At 65.2% G+C, this 2,161-nt stretch carries 3 protein-coding genes; all 3 read right to left on the bottom strand.

What is annotated here, in order from left to right; translation table 11 throughout:
- Positions 1-42: 42 nt before the first annotated feature.
- A complete protein-coding gene (locus ACQR1X_RS14215) occupies positions 43-969 on the bottom strand; it encodes a TauD/TfdA family dioxygenase (protein WP_316216158.1) in 927 nt (308 codons plus the stop codon).
- 122 nt (positions 970-1,091) lie between these two features.
- Positions 1,092-1,820 carry a thioesterase II family protein gene (locus ACQR1X_RS14210; protein WP_434899051.1) on the bottom strand — a complete coding sequence of 243 codons (729 nt, stop codon included), beginning with the start codon at positions 1,818-1,820 and terminating at the stop codon, positions 1,092-1,094.
- Positions 1,821-1,840: 20 nt separating this feature from the next.
- Positions 1,841-2,071: an MbtH family protein gene (locus ACQR1X_RS14205; RefSeq protein WP_315802938.1), complete on the bottom strand. Its 231-nt coding sequence runs from the start codon at positions 2,069-2,071 to the stop codon at positions 1,841-1,843.
- Positions 2,072-2,161: the final 90 nt, after the last annotated feature.

Here is a 2,161-nt window from a genome sequence, read left to right as displayed (position 1 = left end):
CTTGCGGAGGTCCGATAGCGGCTGGTGGTCGATTGCGCGGATTCAGTTCACGCGATGGGCCTGCGCCATCGCGACGATCACCCTGCGCGGCCCCTTGAACGGCTCGCGCGCGTGCGCCGTCAGCATGTTGTCGAGCATGACGACGTCGCCGGTCTGCCACGGGAAGACGATCTTGTGCCGGTCGAGCACGCGGCGGACCGTGGCCAGCGTCTCATCCTCGATCGGCGCACCATCGCCGTAGAACGCATTGCGCGGCAGCTCGAGCGGATCGCCGACGATGTCGAGAAGACTCTCCCGAACCTCGGGCGCGAGGCTGGAGACGTGGAACAGATGCGCCTGATTGAACCACACCATGTCCCCGGTCACGGGGTGCACCGCGGTCCCCTGGCAGACCTGCCGTGTCCGCAATTCGTCGCCATCCTTCCATTCGCAGGCGATGGCATGCGCGGCGCAATAGGCCTCGACTTCGGCCTTCGACTCCGTGCCGAACACCTGCCGCCAGTCGACGTCGAGACCGCTGCCATAGTTGCGGACATACATGACGCCGCGCTCGGCGAAACGGTTGCGGATCGCGGCAGGCATGTCGCGGTGAATGAGCCGGCCGTCGGCGACCGGCGTTTCGCCACCCTGCTGCGCCGCCTGCTCGCAATAGAACCAGATCTTCATCGGCCAGTCGCGCGTATAGGCCTGCTCGTTGTGCAGCGGGATGCTCTGGTGCGGCGGATATTCGGTCGATGTGTAGACGCCGGCGCTGACCTTCGATCGCGGCGTCGAGCCGAATTCGTAGGACAGCAGCGGATGGCCGAAGCTCGCGGCAAAGCTCCTGAACGCCTCGGCGCCATCGAGATGGAAGCCACGGAAGAGAATTCCGCCGCAGGCGTAGAGCTGACGCTCGATCATGTCGCGGACGTCGCTGACGGCCTCTATCAGCGGCTGCTGCTCGCGGCTGGCCCGCAGAAGGAACGGCAACGAATCTTGCTCTACTTTAGATTGTGTTGCGAACATGACCTCTCCCCGTCTCCCGTCGATTTCAGCATCGAAGTCTCATCACCAGCCGGCTCGCCGGCTGGGCCACGCTTTCGGCACGCCGCTCAAGGCCCCGCGCGAGCAACGGCGAGCTCCGGCCGGGCCGCGCGTGCCAGCAATGCGGCAAGGAGATTCAGCAGATCCGCCTGCCGGCTATGGATGAAGAAATGGTCGCCCGGCAACGTGTCGCGGCCGAACGCGCCGGAGGTCTCGGCCCGCCACGCCTCCAGCGCCTCGGCGCGCGTCTCGTCGAGATCGCCGCCGAACACGTGCAGCGGACAGGGCAACGGCTGGCGCCGCTGATAGACGTAGGTCCCGCACATCAGGAAGTCGGCCCGCAGGATCGGCAGCGCGCTGCGCATGATCTCCATGCTTTCGAACGCCTCCGGCGGTGTGCCGTTCAGCCTGAGAAGCTCGTCGCGCAACGCGTCGTCGCCGAGCGGCTCGCGCCAGCGGCTGCCGTCGCGCACGGCCGGCGCTTCCGTTCCGGACACGAGCAACATCTGCGGCCCCGGCGTACCGCGCGCGAGCAGCCGGTGCGCGAGCTCGAAGGCGAGCAAGCCGCCAAGACTGTGCCCGAACAGAGCGTAGGGCTGCGCCAACGGCGCCCCGATCAGTTCGGACGCGAGCTGATCGGCCAGCACGGCCGCATCCGTCTGCAGCGGCTCGTCCATCCGCGCCCCGCGTCCTGGAAGCTCCAGCGGCAGGACCTCGATCCAGGACGGAAGACCTCTCCTCCAGCGCGCGTAGACCATGGCGCTGCCGCCGGCATGGGGCAAACAGATCAGCCGCATGGCAGCCATCCTCCCTCGCTTCAGGATTCGGCAGAGGCCTGCGTGTTCTCCTGCATGAATTTCCGCAGCGAGAGCGGCCGCATGTCGGTCCACACCTGTTCGATATGGTCCAGACATTCCTTCTTGTTCCCGGTGACGCCTATGGCCGTCCACCCGTTCGGAATGTCCTTGAATGTCGGCCAGATCGAATATTGCTCTTCGTGATTCACGACGACGGTGAAGGTGACGTCGTCCCTGTCGAAGACCATCATGACCGGCTACTCCCTACTAACAAGCGACGTTGATGAACTACGAGTAATGCAGTTGATAATGACAGTCAAAAGGATACCGCCGATCGAAGT

Origin of the sequence: Bradyrhizobium sp. HKCCYLRH3073 (genome assembly GCF_051167995.1) — a bacterium.
In the GTDB taxonomy this organism is placed as follows: Bacteria; Pseudomonadota; Alphaproteobacteria; order Rhizobiales; family Xanthobacteraceae; genus Bradyrhizobium.
This window is presented reverse-complemented; position numbering and strand designations above follow the sequence as displayed.

Excerpts from the sequence above, each read along its gene's own strand:
- ACQR1X_RS14210 (WP_434899051.1), bottom strand. The coding sequence starts at position 1,820 with ATGCGGCTGATCTGTTTGCCCCATGCCGGCGGCAGCGCCATGGTCTAC.
- ACQR1X_RS14205 (WP_315802938.1), bottom strand. The coding sequence starts at position 2,071 with ATGATGGTCTTCGACAGGGACGACGTCACCTTCACCGTCGTCGTGAAT.